Origin of the sequence: Flavobacterium sp., from assembly GCF_041911335.1 — a bacterium.
GTDB lineage: Bacteria > Bacteroidota > Bacteroidia > Flavobacteriales > Flavobacteriaceae > Flavobacterium.
This window is the reverse complement of record NZ_JAYRPD010000038.1, coordinates 34,848-51,038: the sequence shown is the minus strand read 5'-3', so window position 1 is coordinate 51,038 and position 16,191 is coordinate 34,848. Positions and strand designations below refer to the sequence as shown.

Here is a 16,191-nt window from a genome sequence, read left to right as displayed (position 1 = left end):
AGAATAGATTTAAAAACTTTTCAAAAAACTAACCTTTTGATTTTGAATTTTTTAGCTAAAATGGGTTGTTTTTGAAAATAAATCAAACTTTAACCTTTTGACAACATTAAATAGCCTACCTTTGTGAGGAATTAAATTTTTCATAGATGAATATTTTTGTAGGAAGTCTTCCTTTCAGCGTAGAGGAAGCAGATTTAAGAGGTTATTTTGAAGAGTATGGAGCTGTAGAATCAGTTAAAATTATCTCTGATAAATTTACTGGAAGAAGTAAAGGTTTTGGATTTGTTGAAATGGCTAATGATGCTGAAGCTCAAAAAGCAATCGACGAATTAAACGGTGGAACTATCGAAGGTAGAAAAATCGTTGTTAACAAATCTGAACCAAAACCAGAAGGCGAAAGAAGAAGCTTCGATCGTAATTCAGGTGGAAGAGGTGGTTACTCTAACAATAGAGATAACAACAGAGGTCGTTACTAATATATTTTTTGGATATAAAACGCAAAAAGCCTTCGCATCGCGAAGGCTTTTTAGTTTATTTGGGGTTTGCCAAAGTTTTATACAAACCAATTATCGCATTCAAATAACGATTTTCTAAAGCTATTTCATTTATTTGTGAACTTACCAAGGTGTTTTCTCTCGAATTAATTACAAACAACGAACTTTCTCCCATTTCAAATAAGCGATCTTCCGCATTCAATAGCGTGTTGTAATCTTGAATTAGTTTTCGGATATATTCTCTTTGTTTTTCTAATGAGGTAATTTCTTGTTGTTGTGCTTTGATTTTGTTTTCCAAATTTTTTCGTTCTAATTGTAGCCCAAATTCTGAATCCTGAATTTTTAAATAGGCTAATTTTAAACTTCCGCGTTCTTTTCGTAAAAATATTGGAAACGAAAAATTCACACCAATTTTATAATCTTCAAAACGATAATTGTCAATATAACTTGGCTCGGATAAATAATTATAGCTCAAATCTAACTTGGGCAAAAGCGCATTTGCTTTTAGTTTTCGATCTACTTTTAGCATTGCAATTTTAGCATCTAAAGCTTGAATTTTTGGATGATTGTCTAAATCAACGGTTCCTAATTCGTTAATTTGTAAAACTTCTTTGATTGTTTTAGATAACGTTGTTTCAGGATATAAATTATCATTCAATTCCAATGGAATGTTGTTTTCTAACCATAAATAATTCGATAAATCTAACTTTGCTTTCGTTAGTTTTAACTTTGCATCTTCTAGATTTAAACGTCTTGTTTTAACTACGATTCCTGCTTCAACACTATCAATAGCAGGTTTGTCTCCTTGTTCAATTAATTTTGAAACACCATCATATCTTATCAAGGCATTTTCTAGATACGTCTCGTACAGTTTTACTTCGTCAAAACTTCTTTTCCAATTTATATAACTTACAGAAGCTTCATAAATTACTTCTACGGCTTGTAAGTTTCTTTCGGCAATATTCAAATTACGAGCAATTTTAGCTTTTCTCAAATCGGCCATACGTTGGTTAATGAATAAACCTTGTCCCACAGGAACAGTTATTCCAAACGAAGTTAATCCGCTATTTGGTAACGTATTTTCTGGATTTACATAAATTCCTTCAGAGTTATCAAATCCTGCTTTTAGTTCAATTCCGTACCAAGTTGGAATTTTAAAACTGCTATTTAAAATAGAATAATATTGATTGTCTTTGAATTGTTTTTCATTGAAATCAACTTCAATTTTTGGATCAAAAGCACCGCGCGCTTGCATTAAATTTGCTTGCGCTTCGTTCAGTTTTAAATCGGCTTGTTTTACTAAAGGATGATATTTTTTTACATAACCTAAAAATTCATTGTAGGTAAATTCGGTTGGTAAATTTTGCGCCAACAAACTAAATGAACTACAAATGAAAATGAAGATATAAAATAGTTTCGGTTTCATTATTTCTTAGTGTTTTCGGTGGTTGTTGGTTGATAAAAATTTGGTGGAAAACCATTTAAAGTTCTCCAAATTTCAAACCAAATAGGCACATCGTCTAACAAAGCTAATGATTGCGTTCCAGCACCAATACTCAATTGTTCTGGCCATTTTTTGTCTTTTGGATCAGGAGCAATTAGTACACGATATTTTCCATTTGGACTAATAAAATTTTCTTTGGCAACAATGATTCCGCCAAAAGTACCATACGAAACACCTGGCCATCCGCTGAAAACAATTGTAGGCCAACCATCAAACCAAACGCGTACTTTTTCACCTTTATTAATTAGTGGAAAATCCATTGGTTCTATATATGTTTCTACGGCAATATCATATTTTGCTGGCATTATGCTTACAACAGCTGTTCCTTCTTTAATAGTTTCACCAATTCCCGATTGCAAAGCTCGGTTTACATAACCATCTTGTGGAGCGGTGATATAATACAAACCATTTCTAATTTGATAGTTTTTGTACTGATTTTTTAGCTTGTTTACTTGTGCTTCGGTATCAAATTGTGAACTCAAAGCGGTTTGTTTATCGCTGCTTGCTTTGGCGTTTTTTTCTGCATATTCGGCACTAATTCTGTTGAGTTCCATTGTGGCATTCAATACTTCATTTTTGCTTGCAATGTATTTGTTTTCTTGTGTAATGATTTTCGCTTCGGTTTCTTGTAACTTCATGCGTTTTTCTTCCACATCGGTCATTGGTTTTAAACCTTCTTTGTTTAAATTTACGGAACGATTGTATTGGGTTTTTGCGATTTTAAGTTGTGTTTTGGTTGCTTCAAAATCTATACTATCACTTTGTACTTTTAAATACGACTGTTTTAGCTTGTTTTGTGCTTGTTTTAATTTCAGATTTTTTTCGTTTTGAATAGCGCCCATTTGAGCTTCCAGTGCTTTTACTTTATCTGCATAAGAAGTTACAGCATTTTCTTTTGCTTTTACTTGATTTCCTGTGTTTTCAACCAAATTCGGATCTAAATAATCTTCTTTTACTTCTGAAATGAATAAAATAGTATCGCCTTTTTTTACAAAGTCACCTTCGTTTACATACCATTTTTCAATTCTACCACCAATAATAGTTTGAATGGTTTGCGGACGTTGATTAGGTTTTAAGGTGGTTACATTTCCAGCACCTTGAATATTTTGTGTCCAAGGAAGAAAAAGAAACAAGATACATACAATAACAAATGCCCAAATAATTTTGCGAATTACTTTGTAATGCTTCTGTTCATTAAATATTTGTCCCGATTTGAATTGCTCTAACTTAACAAATTGATCAATTCTATTTTTTGTGATGTTTAGCATGGCTTAAATGGATTTAATTTCACCTTTTTCCAAAAGAATGGTTTGCTTACAAATTTGTTTCCAATAATTGTTTTTACTTGCAACAACTAATGTCCACGGATGTTTTTCTTCGCTTAAAAAATCGATAATTTCTCTGCAACTTTGTTCGTCTGATTTGTCTAATGGATTTTCTAAAAACAATAATTTGGGTTGGTTGATGATACAACGTGCCAGCACAATTTTTTGAATGGTTGACGAATTAATTTGTTTACCTTCTGATGAAATTTGAGTGTCTAATCCTTTAGGAAGTGCTTTGATGGCTTCGGTTAATTTTAACTTTTCGATTAAATCAAAAACCATTTCCATTTTAATTTCTGGATTATTACAAGTGATATTCTCTAAAATTGTACCTTCAAATGGCATTTCATGAGCTGTAATAATTCCAATTTTTGAGCGATATTCTTCAGATGAATACTTTTTGTAATTGGTATTATTTATGAAAATACTTCCCGAAGATGGTTCAATTAATCTTGCTAACAAACGAATTAAAGTTGTTTTCCCAGAACCATTTTCGCCTAAAATTAAGGTATGTTGTTTTGGTTCAATCGATAAATTGATGTTTTTTAGTATTTCTTTATCGGATTTTGGATATGAAAAAGAAACGTTTTCAGTTTCAATTGTTATTTTATTTCGGTCAACTAAATAATTTGAGTTTTGAACATCTTCTTCTAATTCCATATCCACAACTGAACCTAATTTTTCTAAAGAAGTTAGCACGTCATAAAACAATTCTAATCCAGAAAACAGTTTTTCAACCGCTGCAATAATGCTCAAAATAATAATTTCAGCCGCAACGAATTGCCCGATGTTCATTTGTTGATTGATTACTAATAATCCTCCAATTATTAATAAGCCAGCAGTAATCAAAATTTTAAATCCAGTTAACTGCACAAATTGTTTCATCAAAACCTGAAAATGATTCTCACGTTGTTTTAAATATTCATTTACCAATTTATCGTTTTTGTGTAAGGAATAATTAAAAATAGAATTGCTTTTAAAACTCAAATGGTTTCTGGCAATTTCTTGTAGCCAATGTGCTATTTTATATTTGTATTTTGATTCTTTTAAGCTAGTTTCTAATCCTATATTAAAGTTGATTTTGAAAATTAAATACAATAATATCAAAAGTACCAATCCGAAAAAGATAAAAAAGGAATGATATAAAGAAAGTAAAATAATACCGAAAAATATTTGCAAAGCGGCTCCAGAAATATCCAATAAAAGTTTAGTGAATCCTTTTTGAACCGTTAGCGTATCAAAAAATCGATTCGCTAATTCTGGTGGATATTGATTGTGTAATTCATTGAATTTTATTTTCGGAAAACGATAAGCAAATTCAAATGAGGAACGAACGAATATTTTTTGTTGTAAGTTTTCGGTAATTCTAAATTGCATGATTTTTAGTAATCCTACAAAAGCAACACCAATAACAACAACTCCTACTAAAACAATCCAAGAAGTACTTACTTTTCCTGCCTGAATAAAGTTGATAATTGATTGAATTCCTAAAGGCAACGACAAACTGATTAATCCAGCGATAATAGAATATAAGAATATTTGATAAATATCTTGTTTGTCTATTAAAATGAGGTTTTTGAATCTTTTTAATGGTGTCATAGTAGTATTTTTTTAGCCATATCTGTGTAGAATTCGGTTGCGCATTCTTTCTCAGATAAGTTGGTAATAGTTTTTAAATGATTTTTTAAAAAATGTTGGTGAAGAGAACCTTCTACAATACTAGAAGCTAAGCTTTTTGCATATGGATAATCTGGATTCACTTCTTTAATTATTTCAATAATTCTATTGATTACTCTTTTATAGACTAAGAAAAAACCTTCTTTATTTTCGTTGTCTACCTCTTTTGTCATTAAGGTTTTAGTAAATTCTTCAACTATAATTCTGCTAAGAATTTCTTCATTAATGTGAGGTGTTGCATTGTCATCTATCACATTTTCTGTTACTAATTTAATAGCTTTTTCTAGTTTTTCAATTGGATTAGAAACATTTATTGTGGCAAAAGCCATGCGATATTCCATCCAAGACCAATACCATGAGGTTAAATACACCAAAAGCTTGTGTTTGTTTTCAAAATAACGATAAATAGAGCTTTCGTTAGATTGAATTCTTTCTCCTAATTTTTTGAATGTGAAAGCTTCAAATCCAATTTCGTCTATTAATAGGATGCTGTTTTTTAAAATGTTAAGCCCAAGTTCAGAAGTCTCAGGATCCTTAACATACAGTTTTTCGTTAATGGTTATTTTTAAGTTGGATAGTAAATTTTGCATACCTTAATATTTAACAATGCAAATATAACAGTATTACTATCAAATCTCAAAAGTTTAACTTTTATTTTAGAATCGTTCAAAAAAATCCCGACGAATCGGGATTGATAATTATGCTTTTATGCCTATTGTTGTACTTTTATTTTTTCCATTTTTTCCGTCTTCACCATCAGTACCTTTTTGTTCGGTTCCAGGTTTTCCATCTTCTCCAGGTTTTCCATCCTCACCATTGGAAGCTTTGAAAGTCGAAGTACATCCAACAAATGATAAACAAATTAAAATAAATAAAACACGTTTCATTATAATAAAGATTTACAAGTCATAACAGTAGGTTTTTCAATTCCCATTAAATCTAAAATAGTAGGAGCGATGTCGCCCAAAACACCATTTTGAATATTTTTTAATTCTTTATCAACTAAAATAATTGGAACTGGATTTGTTGTGTGTGCTGTATTTGGTGAGCCATCTGGATTAATCATCGTTTCACAATTTCCATGGTCGGCGATGATTATTGTGGTGTAATTGTTTTCTAAAGCAGTTTCAACTACTTCTTTTACACAAACATCAACGGCTTCGCAAGCTTTAATTGCTGCTTCCATTACGCCTGTGTGACCCACCATATCACCATTGGCAAAGTTTAAACAAACAAAATCAACTTCACCTTTTTTAAGTTCAGGAACTAAAGCATCTTTTAGTTCGAAAGCACTCATTTCGGGTTGTAAATCGTAAGTAGCTACTTTTGGTGAATTTTTCAAAATACGCGTTTCGCCTACAAAAGGTTCTTCTCTTCCGCCAGAAAAGAAAAAGGTTACGTGCGGATATTTCTCAGTTTCTGCAATACGAATTTGTTTTTTATTGGCTTTTTCTAAAACTTCACCAAGTGTTTCTGTGATGTTGTCTTTGTCGTAAATTACATGAACATTTTCATACGTTTCATCGTAATTGGTCATCGTAACATAATACAAATTCAATTTGTGCATGTTGAATTCATGAAAGTCTTTTTGCGATAAAACTTCAGTCAATTCTCTTCCTCTATCGGTTCTAAAATTGAAGAAAATCACCACATCATCATCTTGAATTTTCGCAACGGGATTATTGTTTTCATCCACCATCACAATAGGTTGGATAAATTCGTCGGTTACATTATTTGCATAACTTTCGTTGATAGTCGTAACCGCATTTTTTGAGTGATTTCCTTCTGCATTTACTACTAAATCGTAAGCTAATTTTACTCTTTCCCAACGTTTGTCTCTATCCATTGCATAGTATCTTCCAATTACAGAAGCTAATTTTGCATTGGTATTTTGAAGATAATTTTCTAAATCAGAAATGTATTTTGCTCCTGATTTTGGATCTACATCACGACCATCGGTAAAGGCATGAACAAACAAGTTTTGAACACCACTTTCTTGAGCAGCATCAATCAAACCTCTTAAATGCGAAGTATGAGAATGCACGCCACCATCTGAAACTAATCCTAAGAAGTGAATTGCTTTATTGTTCTTTTTGGCATAATCGAAAGCATCCATAAGTGGTTTTTCTTGACTCATGGTTTTGTGTTCAACCGCTAAATTCAGTTTGGCTAAATCTTGGTAAACGATTCTTCCAGCGCCTAAATTCATATGACCTACCTCTGAATTTCCCATTTGCCCTTCGGGTAAACCCACGTTTAAACCATCAGTTCTTAATTGGGCATTTGGGTATTTTGTATATAAACTATCAATAAATGGTGTATTGGCGTTGTCTATTGCAGAAACTTTTGGATCGGGCGATTTTCCCCAACCGTCCAATATCATTAAAATTACTTTTTTGTTCATTTTTGTGTGTTTGTACAAAGATAAACAATTGGTAAATTTTTAAATGAAAAAGCGAATTAAAATTACGAAAACGATTAAGTGATTTATCCTTTTCTAATCCAGTTTTTAGCTTGGTTGTAATCGATGAAATAACGGACACTTATTGATAAAATATGATTCAAATTGTCCTGTAATAAATTAGAAAAATTTGAATTAAAGTTTTTATTGATGGTTCTGTCAAAAGTTGCAGCATTATTTCGGTATAAAATCGACATTTGACTTCCTGGAGCAAACCACCAAGAGTAACTTAAATCTAAATTCCAAGTGCTAAAGTTTGAGTTGCGGTTACCTGAATAAGTTGTGTTTGGCGATAAACTTCCATCTTCGTTCAGATTGTTGATTTTATTGTTTTCGGCCAAAGACCAATAATGTCTTACCGATAAATTAAAGTTCATTTCGCTGCTTATCGAAAATTTACTTGTTATTGAATTGGTATAAGTATCTCTATCTCTTCTAGCAAAAATGATGTTTGAATTTTCGAAATCAATAAAACCAATATCGTTTTTTTGTTTAAAATAATTGAAGCCGTAAACCAATGAAAACTTATCGCTAAAACGATATCTTGGACTAATATTTACTCCAGCTTCGTATCTATTTTCATTAATTACATGTGTTATGAAAGGTTCAAAATCGACTGCAAATTTGTTGTTGTAATTTGATGAAAAATATAAAAATCCACCAACATTTGTAGGATTTACGAAATATCTGTTGGCAACACGCGGTTCGTAATAATCGTAATTTTTGAAAGGGTTAAAGTTGATTCCAGCGCCAAAATAATGATTTTTCTTGTTTGTAGAATTTAAGTTAACATTGAAATTACTAGATTGGATTTGGTTTGTTGGCGTGTAAAATTCAAAGTAAGAATTCAGATTAATTCTAAATGTATTAAAGGTTTTATTTGGGTTCAGAATTCGATAGTTGGTGTTTCCAGAAAAGGAATAGTAATTGGTTCTGAAATTAATTCCTAAATCGTTGATTTCAAAGTCTTTTGACATGTATTCGCTTCCGAAACTATATCTGAATTTTCCGTTTGTTTCTGCAAAATATAACGATGCGTTATAACCGTTTTTATTTTCAACATCATTAATACTGCTCGATTTTAATCCTCCAGAAAGATTATATGTATTGGTTTTGTTGTTCAAATCAAATAATAATCCGGTTACGTTGGCATCTCTAAAACTTCCGTTTCTTGTAACATTTGTGTTGATGAAAGTTACCGATGAATTTTGATTAAATCGTTGGTCAAAAACCATCACGTTATAATTTGTCAAAGGCGAAACTTCAATTTGTCTTGTATTATCATTATCGTCATTTGAAACCGTAGCCATTGTTTTTTCGGTAATAGCATTTAAGAATCCAATTCCTAAACCATCTTTATCACGCCCCGAAATTTTTAAGGCATTTAATAAATTTACAGTTCCGGGATACGCTACCGATTCATTTGCAGCTATGTTTAAATTTAAATCAGGGGTTTGTCCAATTCTTCTCGAATACAATAAATTTCCTTTGCTAAATAAGTCAGTTCCTTCAGTAAAGAAAGGTCTGTTTTCGTTAAATTGTTGTTCGAATGGACCTAAATTCAAAACCACATTATCAAATTTTGTTTGGCCAAAATCGGGAACTAAAATCGCATCTAACGTAAAAGCGTCGTTGATTCCGTATTTGATATCTAAACCACCTTTTAATTCGCCTTTTGTTTTTTGAGTTTCGCTTCCAGAAAGGTAAAACGAAGAATAAGGAATTAAGAACAATCGGGTAGGGGTTTTGATGTTTTCGATTCCAGTTAAAATTCCGGCTTGTTGCGAAATAGCTCCAATTTTATTATCAATAGGGCTCCAAGTGTATTTTTGACGTTCTCTTCGAACTTCTCTAAAAAAGTTAAGCCCCCAAGTTTGTTTGTCTTTTTCAGGAAAACGTAGTGCAGCATATGGAATTTTCATTTCGATGACATAACCAAAATCGGTAATTTTTGCATTGCTTTCCCAAATAGCGTTCCAAGAACCATCTTCACCTTCCGCAGAAGTAAAGTTGGTGTCGATTTGTCCGTTGGCAGCAGTAACGAAAAATCTAAATTCTTGCTGGCCATCGTTGTAACCATTTATAAAAATTCCGAAAAAATCAGAAGTGCCAATTTCGTCGCGCTCTACTAATTCTTTTAAAATTTTCTCTGGATTTGGGTCATATAATTTTGCACCAATATAAATAGCATCATTAGAATATAAAATTTTCACTTCAGTTTTAAATTCTTCAGGAATTGGAGTTCCGTTTTTTGGTTCTAAAGAAACAAAGTCGGTGGCAATTTCTGCGTCTTTCCAAGAAGCCTCATTAAGTTCAGCATCAATTGAAATGTTTTCAGTTGTTTTTTTAGTAGAAACACTTTTTTTTGTTTGTGAAAATGAATAAAGAAAACTTGCTAAGCAAAAAAGAATTGTTATACTGAATCTATTTATCATCAAAAAAAATTTGTGTCAAAATTATAGGATTATTATATATGTCTACTTTTTTTATATAATGTTTAACTTTTGTACGAATAATCGATGAAAGGTTAAAATTTTCGACAAAATACATAAAAAAGTTTGCAGGTTTAAAAATAATAAATATATTTGGCACATCACAATAATAATACAACTACAAGATTAACAATGATTTATAAATTTTTGCCCCTAATTTTATTTTGCATTTTTTCGTTCAAGCCTTTAAATACAACAAAAAACACTAAGAATGAAGTTACATCAACAGATCCAAAATTAATTGCTGCAAATGCGAAAGCGACTTTTGAAGCTAAAACTAAATCATTTTATTCTGTAATCGATGCTAATGGTTTTTCTTTACCTTCTTTTGAAAGTTTCATTGCTGCTTTTGAAGGATATGAGCAATTAAAACAACAGGGAAAAATCGAAAATGAAATTTTAACGATTGTTGATTTTAGCTTATCATCATCTCAAGAAAGAATGTGGGTTGTTGATATGAAAACACAAAAAGTGATTTTAAAATCGTTAGTTTCTCACGGAAGAAATTCGGGTTCTGAATTTGCAACTGATTTTTCAAATGCTAGTGAGTCATTTAAAAGTAGTTTAGGTTTTTATGTAACAGGAGAAACTTATACAGGAAAACACGGATTATCATTACGATTAGACGGAATGGAATACGGAATAAATGATAATGCTAGAAACAGAGCAGTTGTAGTTCACGGAGCTGATTATGTAAGCAAATCGTTTATTAAAAATACAGGAAGATTAGGAAGAAGTCAAGGTTGCCCAGCTGTTCCTTACGAAGTGCACAAAGAATTGATTCAAACAATAAAAGGAAAATCTTGTATTTTTATTTATCATCCATCAAGAAATTATGTTGTAAAATCTAAGTTAGTTTCGTAGTTTTTGAAAAAGGACTTTATCGAGTTCATAAATGTCATCTCTAAATTGAAGTTTGTCATTTTCTATCCAACTCGTCCAATAAAACAAATATACATTCACGGTGTCTTTAACGGACACTGTTTTTGTTTTCTCTAATTTTATAACGTAATCAATTTCATTGTTATCCCATTTATTAGGATTGGTTTTGGTTAAAATTTGCTTGGTTAATACCAATGGATTTTCCACTCGTACACAACCCGAACTTAGCGAACGATACGTTTTTACAAAATAATCACGATGATTGGTATCATGTAAATAAACTGAATGACGATTGGCAAAATTAAATTTAACCAAGCCTAAAGAATTATTATAACCTGGTTTTTGTACGTATTTGTAATTGTTAGCTCTGGCTGGATTCCATTCATACGGACTAACTTCTTTTCCTTGACTGTTGTATATTGTTAATCTTCGCGAAGGGAAATAATTTCGATTTTTTGATGCTTCTGGAGTCAAATCTTCTTTAATGATAGTAGGAGGAATGGTCCAAGTTGGATTGAAAACAAAATTAGATAACTTCGAACTTAAAATAGGAGTTTTTCTTTTTGGTGTTCCTACTACAATTTTGTGTGAAGCTACTGTATCATTATCAATTACATAATGCAACATGTAATCTGGAATGTTTGATATTAAGTATTGTTTTCCCAAATCAGATGGAAACCAACGCCAACGCTCTAAATTGGCAAATATTTGTTCAATTCGCTGGTTTTTAGTGGTGTTTAAAGCTTTTAGTGTTCCAGTTCCGATAACGCCATCAGGAGCTAAACCATGACGTGCTTGAAAACGTTTTACCGCTTTGAAAGTTATGGAGTCATAAGCCCAAGTGATGATGCTATCTTTGTTTTTGTAATCTTTCCAATAGGCCAAACGCTTTTTGATTTTTACCATTTCGGGTAAAGTGTCGTTTACAACAATTTTATTTTTTGTACTTATTTTTTCAAAGGTTACGTTTGGGAATTTATCAATTTCAACTAAGCTTTTTTTAAGTAATTGATAAACAATGTGATTAGGTTTTAAATCCTTAAAAGTTGAAGCGATAATTTTCTCTTTAATCCCTTTTTCTAATAATGGAGAAAGCGCTATTTCTTTTGGTTTTAAATCCCAATCGGTATATAATTCTTTCGGATTTAATTTTCCTTTGTGGAGATGGTTAGCTAATTTTTCAAAGGTTTCGGTAAGTAGAATATCATATTTTACAATGTCTTCATCATTTAATTTCGCTCTTTTGCTTTCTAGATCTTCAATAATTTTAATCTCATAATCGTTTGGATTTAATCCATCTTCATAACAAAACTTAATTTCATTAATCAAATCTTTTCGGTTTTCATCTAAATACCAAATTTCGTGAAAGTTCATTTTTTGATAGTACAATTTTATACTGTCGGATTTGTCACTTAGTAAATCAGGATGAACGGGTCTGATGATGATATTTAAAACCGTATCTTTTATAATACTATTGTCAAACGCAATAGGAGCAGATTCCTTTTTGCAAGAAATAAAAGAAAAAATAAAGAGAAGTAGCGCAATTTTTTTCATAAAACCTCAATTGTGATATAAATATAAGAAGAATTATTGAATAACTTCTTAGTGTGTTTTCTTATACATTACAAAATGAATGCCAACATCAGGAATAAGAAAAGAATCGCCAATAATTTTATAATCTAATTTTTTGTAAAACGGAATCGCATTTTCTCGTGCGTTGAACCAAATTAAATTGGTATTCAAATGAATACAGTGATTTTCAGCTTCTTTTACTAATTCGGCTCCAAATCCTTTTCCTTGAAATTCCTCCAAAACAGCCATTCCTCTAATTTGAAATTGATTTGATTCTGAAAATAAATTATTGTTTTCTTTGAAAATAGATATGATTCCCACAAGTTTATCTTTTAAGAACAATCCAAAATGAGCATTATTTTCATCATCGTCGCCTTTAAATTGGCAAGTTTCAATTGGTTTTCCTTTTCTTAAAACTTCATGTCTTACAGGATATGTTTCAGTCGAACTAATTTTTTTAATTTCCATAACTATATAACTCATTAAAAGTTAATCTTTTAGAGAAGAGTGTTGATTTTAGTGTAAAGTTAGTGCAATAGCTTTGAAAAAAATATCAAAAAAAATTTGCAATTACCAAAACTTTTAAAGTATATTTGCACCCACAAAAGTTAACGCTTTTGTTATGCGGAAGTAGCTCAGTTGGTAGAGCTCCAGCCTTCCAAGCTGGTTGTCGCGAGTTCGAGCCTCGTCTTCCGCTCCAAAACAAGATAAAGTTTTAAAAATTATCACCTGCGGAAGTAGCTCAGTTGGTAGAGCTCCAGCCTTCCAAGCTGGTTGTCGCGAGTTCGAGCCTCGTCTTCCGCTCCACAAAAAAGCCTTGCAATTGCAAGGCTTTTTTTATTTCAATTCGTTAAGTTCGGTTTCTGGAGCTACTTCAAAAGGAGTTTCGTTTCTCTTGAAAATTCGAGCAGTAAGATTTCCTTTTAATTTTACAGAATCGCCTTTCACTTCTAACCAACTTCCTTCTCTCAATCCTACAACCGGTTGCGGATTAAAATGATGAAATTCATTGATTCTAGTTTCACGTGTTTCTCCCATATGAGTAGAACCTTCAATTGGATCTAAATAATGTGGATTAATATTAAAAGAAACAAATCCTAAGGTTCTAAAACTTGGCGGATACACAATTGGCATATCGTTAGTAGTGCTCATTGTTAAACCACAAATATTACTTCCAGCGCTAGTTCCTAAATAAGGTGTACCGTTTTTAACTACTTTCTCTAACGTGTCAATAACATTGTTTTTATACAATTGGCTTACCAGTAAAAAAGTATTCCCTCCACCAGTAAAAATTCCTTGTGCTTTTTCAAGAGCTTCGATAGGGTTTTCATATTCATGAATTCCTTTCACAGCAATGTTAATTTTAGCAAATGCTTCGCTAACTTTTTTGGTGTAATCATAATGTGAAATTCCGCTAGGTCTTGCGTATGGAATAAAAAGTAACTCTTTTACATTTGAAAAGAACGATTGTAATTCAGGTAATAGATAGTCTAAATATTCGCCTCCGTGTAAAGTAGAAGTACTGGCAATAATTATATTTTTCATCGATTATTTTTTTACAAAGCTACCAAATTTGTCTTAACATAAGTTTATCATCTTGTTAGGATTTCATTTTAAAAGATTACACTTAAATTTACATAACATAAAAATGAAATTTATGGCAAAACGATTACTTCTGCTTTATATTTTTTTTCCATTAGTCGTTTTGTCACAAAATGATTCCATTGTTAGTGGGAAAATAGTTTCAGAATCTTCTTTGTTGGAAGGAATTCACGTAATTAATTTATCCAAACGAAATGGCGCCATTACCGATGCAAGAGGCTATTTTCAAATCAAAGCAAAAGTTTCAGATACACTTCAATTTAGTGCGGTAAATTTAAAAGCTACTCGATATGTTATGAAACAAAGTGATTACTCCAATGATTTATTGTTAATCAAAATGGAATCGCTCATAACAGAATTGGAGGAAGTAGCCATTATTAATTACAAAAACATTAATGCTGTTGCTCTTGGGATTGTTCCTGCTAATCAAAAAACCTATACGCCAGCCGAACGTAAATTAGCCGCGGCTGGAGATTTTAAATGGTATAGTCCTTTGTTAATTCCTCTTGGAGGGATGAGTGTTGATGGATTAATTAATTCTATAAGCGGAAGAACGGCCATGCTAAAAAAAGAGTTAGTGGTGGAACGGAAAGAATTATTGCAAGCCAAAACTTCGGATTATTTTGAAAGAAAATATTTTATTGAAACGCTGAAAATTCCAGATGAATTTGTAGATGGTTTTCTGTTTTACATTGTAGAGAATGAAAAATTTGTAAATGCTATGAAAGATAAAAATAAAACCATGGCTACTTTTGTTCTTTCAGAATTAGCGGTGGAATATCTTAAGTTAAAAGAACTAGAAACTTCAAATAAGAATGCCAATGAGAATTAATAATTACTTATTGTTGCTGTTTGTTATTATTTCGCAAATAGGAATGGCGCAACATATTGAAAGAAAAGTGTTGAAAGGACGAATTGTGGCGGATTCTATAGAAGTAGAAAATCTAACAGTTTTTAATATTACGTCTAATATCGGAGCGGTTACTAATGCTGATGGTAAGTTCTCAATAAAGGCTAGAGCTACAGATACACTTTACATTCAAGGAATTTCATATGAGTCCAAAAAATATGTGTTAACCGATAAAGATTTTTGGTTAGAAGAACTAGAAATTCGTCTTCAAGTTCGTATCAATGAATTAGATGAAGTAGAAATTACGCCTTATACTTTAACTGGAATTGTAGAGGAAGATATAAAACGAATTCAAGTTTACGGTGATGGTTTTGCAAAAATTGATGCTAAAAAAGTTATGCATTATGAAGATGATGTTCGAATAGGAACACCTATTAATGCAGCAATGCCAAGTCATTTTGCTCCAAATGGGTCGAATTTTAATTTTCTTGCTATTGGGGCAGGAATAGTAAGTTTGTTTCTGAAAGAAGACAATTCTAAGAGAAATTCGGAACGTGTTTTTGAAGAACGAAGACAACGAGATATTCAATCTAAATCTTTTTCTGACCATATGTTTGAGCGTTTTTTACATAATTTTTTTGTTGAAACTTTAAAGATTAAACACGAAGATATTCCACTTTTTCTTCAATATGCCGAAATGCCTGTTCGAGATTTGTCATTATTTTTAAAATCAGAATATGAAATGCAACTTATTCAATATTTAACGTCAAAAGCAAAAATATTTAATTCTGAAAAACAAAACGAATAATTGTTATTTTTACCAAATGAAAAAGAATTTACTACGATTTATATTGCCTATTTTTCTGGTTCTTTTAATGACTTCGTTTGCTTGGCATAAGTTTTATGTGTCAGTTACACAGATTGATTTTGTTCCTAATAAAAAACGAGTAGAAATAACTTCCCGAATTTTTATTGATGACCTTGAAAAAGCATTGGAGAAAAAATTTAAAAAGAAGTTTTATCTCACAACATCAAAAGAAGTTGAAAATGCAGATGCTTTAATTCATGAATATTTGAAAGAAAAAATTAAAATTTCAATCAATAAGAAATCACAAAATGTTGAATTTTTAGCTAAAGAATTAGAAGGTGATGTGTTAATTTTTTACACTAAAATTGCCGTTTCAAAAAAAATAAATACCTTCGAAATCTTTAATACATTACTAACAGAAATTTACAAAGAGCAACAAAATATCGTGCATACAAATATAAACGGTAACAAAAACAGCTTTTTGTTTACTAATACAGAAACCAACCAAAAAATAGACTATTAAA

Annotated in this window: 15 protein-coding genes and 2 tRNA genes; 7 read left to right on the top strand and 10 right to left on the bottom strand. The window is 31.2% G+C overall.

Annotation, left to right across the window (positions count from 1 at the left end; all coding sequences use genetic code 11):
• The first annotated feature begins 146 nt into the window (after window positions 1–146).
• Window positions 147–476: an RNA-binding protein gene (locus ACE3PD_RS06275; RefSeq protein ID WP_291108418.1), complete on the top strand. Its 330-nt coding sequence runs from the start codon at window positions 147–149 to the stop codon at window positions 474–476.
• 55 nt (window positions 477–531) lie between these two features.
• Here the strand turns inward: ACE3PD_RS06275 and ACE3PD_RS06270 are convergent, their stop codons facing one another.
• From ACE3PD_RS06270 to ACE3PD_RS06240, 7 genes are all read right to left on the bottom strand, one after another.
• The gene (locus ACE3PD_RS06270; protein WP_374400638.1) at window positions 532–1,920 is read right to left on the bottom strand and encodes a TolC family protein; all 1,389 of its coding nucleotides are present in this window, start codon (window positions 1,918–1,920) and stop codon (window positions 532–534) included.
• A complete protein-coding gene (locus tag ACE3PD_RS06265; protein WP_374400636.1) occupies window positions 1,920–3,266 on the bottom strand; it encodes an HlyD family secretion protein in 1,347 nt (448 codons plus the stop codon). Before ACE3PD_RS06265 ends, ACE3PD_RS06270 begins: the two co-directional genes overlap by 1 nt.
• Before the next feature lie 3 nt (window positions 3,267–3,269).
• Window positions 3,270–4,922 carry a peptidase domain-containing ABC transporter gene (locus ACE3PD_RS06260; RefSeq protein ID WP_374400635.1) on the bottom strand — a complete coding sequence of 551 codons (1,653 nt, stop codon included), beginning with the start codon at window positions 4,920–4,922 and terminating at the stop codon, window positions 3,270–3,272.
• On the bottom strand, window positions 4,919–5,590 hold the full coding sequence (locus ACE3PD_RS06255) for a TetR/AcrR family transcriptional regulator (RefSeq protein WP_374400633.1): 672 nt from the start codon (window positions 5,588–5,590) through the stop codon (window positions 4,919–4,921). The genes ACE3PD_RS06260 and ACE3PD_RS06255 overlap by 4 nt, the downstream gene beginning before the upstream one ends.
• A 108-nt stretch (window positions 5,591–5,698) precedes the next feature.
• Window positions 5,699–5,887 (bottom strand): hypothetical protein, encoded by a 189-nt coding sequence (locus ACE3PD_RS06250; RefSeq protein ID WP_374400631.1) that lies wholly within the window; start codon window positions 5,885–5,887, stop codon window positions 5,699–5,701.
• Window positions 5,887–7,404 (bottom strand): 2,3-bisphosphoglycerate-independent phosphoglycerate mutase, encoded by a 1,518-nt coding sequence (gpmI, locus tag ACE3PD_RS06245; RefSeq protein WP_374400629.1) that lies wholly within the window; start codon window positions 7,402–7,404, stop codon window positions 5,887–5,889. The genes ACE3PD_RS06250 and gpmI overlap by 1 nt, the downstream gene beginning before the upstream one ends.
• Before the next feature lie 83 nt (window positions 7,405–7,487).
• Window positions 7,488–9,896: a DUF5916 domain-containing protein gene (locus ACE3PD_RS06240; protein ID WP_374400627.1), complete on the bottom strand. Its 2,409-nt coding sequence runs from the start codon at window positions 9,894–9,896 to the stop codon at window positions 7,488–7,490.
• 189 nt (window positions 9,897–10,085) lie between these two features.
• Between ACE3PD_RS06240 and ACE3PD_RS06235 the strand changes: the two genes are divergently transcribed.
• Window positions 10,086–10,817, top strand: coding sequence for a murein L,D-transpeptidase catalytic domain family protein (locus ACE3PD_RS06235; RefSeq protein ID WP_374400625.1), 732 nt, complete (start codon window positions 10,086–10,088; stop codon window positions 10,815–10,817).
• Here ACE3PD_RS06235 and ACE3PD_RS06230 read toward each other — a convergent pair.
• Window positions 10,806–12,389: a murein L,D-transpeptidase gene (locus tag ACE3PD_RS06230; protein ID WP_374400623.1), complete on the bottom strand. Its 1,584-nt coding sequence runs from the start codon at window positions 12,387–12,389 to the stop codon at window positions 10,806–10,808. The two genes, ACE3PD_RS06235 and ACE3PD_RS06230, sit on opposite strands and share 12 nt — an antisense overlap.
• A 48-nt stretch (window positions 12,390–12,437) precedes the next feature.
• A complete protein-coding gene (locus ACE3PD_RS06225; protein ID WP_374400621.1) occupies window positions 12,438–12,890 on the bottom strand; it encodes a GNAT family N-acetyltransferase in 453 nt (150 codons plus the stop codon).
• A 141-nt stretch (window positions 12,891–13,031) separates the two neighbouring features.
• Here ACE3PD_RS06225 and ACE3PD_RS06220 point away from each other — a divergent pair.
• Together ACE3PD_RS06220 and ACE3PD_RS06215 are read left to right on the top strand one after the other, a co-directional pair.
• Window positions 13,032–13,107 (top strand) — tRNA-Gly (locus tag ACE3PD_RS06220).
• A gap of 31 nt (window positions 13,108–13,138) precedes the next feature.
• Window positions 13,139–13,214 (top strand) — tRNA-Gly (locus ACE3PD_RS06215).
• 30 nt (window positions 13,215–13,244) lie between these two features.
• On the opposite strand, the gene pepE is transcribed toward ACE3PD_RS06215, so the two are convergent.
• A complete protein-coding gene (pepE, locus tag ACE3PD_RS06210) occupies window positions 13,245–13,952 on the bottom strand; it encodes a dipeptidase PepE (protein ID WP_374400619.1) in 708 nt (235 codons plus the stop codon).
• A gap of 103 nt (window positions 13,953–14,055) precedes the next feature.
• On the opposite strand from pepE, the gene ACE3PD_RS06205 reads away from it, so the two are divergent.
• Genes ACE3PD_RS06205 through ACE3PD_RS06195 form a run of 3 tightly spaced genes read left to right on the top strand, consistent with a single transcriptional unit; the run spans window position 14,056 to window position 16,190 of the window.
• Entirely contained in the window at window positions 14,056–14,841 is a 786-nt protein-coding gene (locus tag ACE3PD_RS06205; protein WP_374400617.1) for a carboxypeptidase-like regulatory domain-containing protein, read from the top strand.
• Window positions 14,831–15,667: a carboxypeptidase-like regulatory domain-containing protein gene (locus ACE3PD_RS06200; RefSeq protein ID WP_374400615.1), complete on the top strand. Its 837-nt coding sequence runs from the start codon at window positions 14,831–14,833 to the stop codon at window positions 15,665–15,667. The genes ACE3PD_RS06205 and ACE3PD_RS06200 overlap by 11 nt, the downstream gene beginning before the upstream one ends.
• A 16-nt stretch (window positions 15,668–15,683) precedes the next feature.
• Entirely contained in the window at window positions 15,684–16,190 is a 507-nt protein-coding gene (locus ACE3PD_RS06195) for a DUF6702 family protein (protein ID WP_374400613.1), read from the top strand.
• Window position 16,191 lies beyond the last annotated feature (1 nt).